Origin of the sequence: Dietzia sp. (assembly GCF_036741115.1) — a bacterium.
Lineage (GTDB): Bacteria > Actinomycetota > Actinomycetes > Mycobacteriales > Mycobacteriaceae > Dietzia.
In genome coordinates this window covers 1-3,604 of record NZ_DAINST010000143.1, presented here as the reverse complement: position 1 = coordinate 3,604, position 3,604 = coordinate 1, and the positions used below count along the sequence as shown (strand labels likewise).

4 protein-coding genes are annotated in these 3,604 nt (G+C 68.3%); all 4 read right to left on the bottom strand.

Features of this window, described 5'->3' with window-relative positions; all coding sequences use genetic code 11:
* Nucleotides 1-1,374 (bottom strand): CitMHS family transporter (locus V7E05_RS13980; RefSeq protein WP_333620239.1); only part of this gene is annotated, 1,374 nt, incomplete at its 3' end.
* 230 nt (nucleotides 1,375-1,604) lie between these two features.
* Nucleotides 1,605-2,366 (bottom strand): SGNH/GDSL hydrolase family protein, encoded by a 762-nt coding sequence (locus V7E05_RS13975; protein WP_333620238.1) that lies wholly within the window; start codon nucleotides 2,364-2,366, stop codon nucleotides 1,605-1,607.
* A gap of 103 nt (nucleotides 2,367-2,469) precedes the next feature.
* On the bottom strand, nucleotides 2,470-3,126 hold the full coding sequence (locus V7E05_RS13970; protein WP_333620237.1) for a DedA family protein: 657 nt from the start codon (nucleotides 3,124-3,126) through the stop codon (nucleotides 2,470-2,472).
* A 184-nt stretch (nucleotides 3,127-3,310) separates the two neighbouring features.
* Nucleotides 3,311-3,604 (bottom strand): NAD(+) synthase (gene nadE / locus V7E05_RS13965; protein WP_333620236.1); only part of this gene is annotated, 294 nt, incomplete at its 5' end.

The window sequence follows — 3,604 nt, the reverse complement described above, 5'->3', positions numbered from 1 at the left end:
GAGCAGGAGGATCGCCGGGACCAACGGGCTCTGCATGTGGACGGGCTGGCCGACGATCGCGGCGCGGGCCATCTCGGCCGGTTCGATGCCGTACTGCGAGCCGGTCTGCGAGAGCACGGGGAGCACGCCGAAGAAGAAGGCGTCGTTGCTCATGAGGAACGTGAGCGGAATCGACAGAACGCCGGTGATGATCGCGAGGAACGGGCCCAAGGAATCGGGGATACCGCCGGTGAGCCAGTGCGCGAGCGCGTCGACCATGCCGGTCCCGGAGAACACTCCGGTGAGCACGGCCGCGGCGAGCACCATCGCGACCACCGAGACGATCGAGGAGGAGTGCCGGACGATCGCGTCCTGCTGCTCCTTGACGCGCGGGAAGTTGACCACGAGGGCGACGGCGGCGGCGATCATGAACAGCACGGGGATGTCGATGATGTCGAGCCCGAGTACCGCGAGCAGCGCGATGGTGAGCGCGGCGTTGAACCACATGAGTTTCGGGCGAAGGGTGTCGCGGTTCGGGTCGAGGACGCCACCGAAGGCGTTGTGCTCGCTGCTGCCGGGGTCGGCGGAGTCGCCGGAGCCGGCGGGCAGCGCGGAGTCGGTGGAGTCGCTGCCGCCACCCGAGCCGGTGGAGGTCCGGGGCTTCGTGGCGAGCGTCGTCATTCCCGAGGAGCCGCGACGTGAGCGCGTACCCGTGCCACCAGTCGTGCCCGTGCCGGACCCGGAGCCCGCCCCGGCGAGGAGGGACTCGCGGACCTCGACCTTGCCGATCCGGCGGCGCTCCATGAGCCCGAGATGGTACGAGAAAGCGAGCACGACGAGCATGCCGACGACGAGCGAGGGAATCATCGGCACGAAGACGTCGGAGGCCGAGATATTGAGCGCAGCTGCGGCGCGGGCGGTCGGGCCGCCCCAGGGAAGGATGTTCATCGTCGCGTTGGCGAGGCCGGCGGTCACGGTGAGCACGACCGGGCTGACGCCGAGCTTGAGGTACAGCGGCAGCATGGCCGAGGTGACGATGATGAAGGTCGTCGAGCCGTCTCCGTCGAGCGAGACCACCGCGGCGAGGATCGCTGTGCCGACCACGAGCCGCGCGGGGTCCTCGCGGACCAGCCGCACGACGAGGCGGACGATGGGGTCGAAGAGCCCGACGTCGATCATGATCCCGAAGAACACGATGGCGAAGAACAGCATCGCCGCGGTGGGGGCGAGGTCCTTGATCCCGTCGGTGATCATGTCGCTGATGTCCAGCCCGGCGCCGGCGAAGAGCCCGAACGCGAGTGGGATGAGGATGAGCGCGACGACCGGCGTGGCGCGCTTGGTGATGATGAGGTACATGAATGTGGCCACCATGGCGAGGCCGAGTGCTACCAGCATTTTCATCTCGATTCGTTGCTGTGCCTGCCCCGTCGACGGTGAATACCGGTGGGGGCGTTCTCGAATTCGAGTGTTGGTGTAATGCGGATCACAGTCACGCTTAAGCGCGTAAGTAGCGTTCTGCTCGTTTTGCTCGCTCTTTTCTTTTGGTGCGAGCGGGCACGTCGGGGCGCGCCGCAGCGCGGGTAGGCGGTGATGGGCCAACCCGTCTATGACGACGGAGGTGCTGCCTAGCTCGCGGCCGGCACCACCGGCGTCCAGTCGCCGAACTTCGCAGCGCGACCATCGCCGGAGGAACGGCCGGTGAGCCTGCGGCCGATCCACGGCAGCACGTGCTCGCGGTAGTAGAGGGCCTCGCCCCGCGGAGTGCGTCGCGCCGCCGCCGGAGGGGCAGGTAGGTCTCCGGTTTCATAGCCGAGGCCGCGGATCACGAGATTGGACACGCGCTTGTGGCCTGCAGAGTTGAGGTGGAGGCGGTCGGCCGACCAATACCCGGGGGCCGGGAGCTCGGGGTCGTTGAAGGCGTCGACGAAGGTCGCGCCGGCGGACTCGACGAGCCCCGAGATGGCCGCGGTGAGCAATCCGGCGCGCTTGCGCACGAGACCGCCGAGCGGCAGTCCGCCGGAAGGATCGGCGCCGCTGAGCACCACCGTGTCGATGCCGGCGGCGCGGCAGCGCTCGACTGCGCCCATGATGAGCGCGACAAGGTTCTCCTGCGACTGCCGCGGCCGCATCATGTCGTTTCCGCCGCCGTTGAAGCTGATGAGGGTCGGGGTGGGCTCGAGCGAGAGCGCGGCATCGAGTTGCTCGTCGATGATGGGGCCGAGCAGGCGACCGCGGATCGCGAGGTTCGCGTAGTGCACCGGCTCATCCTGGACGCGAGTGAGCTTCTCTGCGACCCGATCCGCCCAGCCACGCGGCGTGCCGTCCTCCCGCTCGTCGCCGACTCCCTCGGTAAAGCTGTCGCCGATCGCCACGTACCGAATGCTCACTCGAGCGCCTCCCGTTCTCTTCCACGGTGCATTGCGCGCCGCCGGGATCAGAGTAAGAGTGTCGAGCCGAGGTCGCGAATGAAAGGGGTGTGGGGGAGGTGCGCTACCGCGTGCCGGTGCCGAGTGCCCGCTTGGCATGGGCGAGGAGCCCGAAGCGGTAGGCGAGATACCAGCCGATGGCGAGGGCTGTGGCGGCGATGACGACGAGCTGCAGGATCGCCGCGTATTCCTCCACGAGGTGCCAGTTCTCCCCGAGCGCGTATCCGGCGTAGACGAACACCGTATTCCAGACGAGGCTGCCCGCAGTGGTGAGCAGTCCGAAGCGGAGGAGCGGCATGCGCTCGATGCCTGCGGGGATCGAGATGAAGCTGCGGAACATCGGCAGCATCCGTCCGAAGAACACCGCCTTCGATCCGTGTCTGCCGAACCAGCTCTCCGCCTTGTCGACCTCCTCGATCTTGATCAGCGGCATCCTGTCCACGAGTGCGCGCATCCTGTCGCGGCCGAGCCACGCGCCGAGGGCGTAGAGGGCGAACGCGCCGACGACCGAACCGAGGGTGGTCCAGAAGATCGCGGAGGCGAGGGAGAAGCCTCCCTGGCTGGCGGTGAATCCTGCGAGGGGGAGGATGATCTCGCTGGGTAGGGGCGGGAAGAGGTTCTCCAGCGCGATCGCGAGTCCGGCGCCCGGGGCGCCGAGGGTCTCCATCACGTCGACAACCCATCGGGAGATTCCGGTCGGTTCGGCGGTAGCTGAGGCCATGATTCCCGAGGCTACGAGAAGCCCCTGGCAGGAGCCTTAGACTCTGCTGCCATGCAGGGCCCGGGAACACCCGGCGGCGTCGGGGTCGACCAGGGCTACGTGGCGCCGACCAGCCAGACTCCGGCGCGGGAAGGATTCTTCAGATTCGTTCACTTTCGACCGGCGTGCCGGGCAGCCCGCGTCGCTACTTGCGCCACCACGAGTCCTGCGGCGCGGCGGGCATCGTCCGCTTGTGCCTCGACACCCGATGGAGGTGCTCGATGCGCTCGGTGGCGGCCGCCTCGACCTGCCGGCCCTCGAGGTAGTCGTCTATCGCGGAGTAACGGACGCCGAGCGCCTCTTCGTCCGGCAAGGCGGGGCGGTCGTCCTCGAGGTCAGCGGTGGGCACCTTCTCCCACGCGGACGCAGGAGCGCCGAGCTCGCGGAGCAGCGCCGCGCCCTGCCGCTTGTCGAGGCCGGTGAGCGGGGTGAGGTCGAC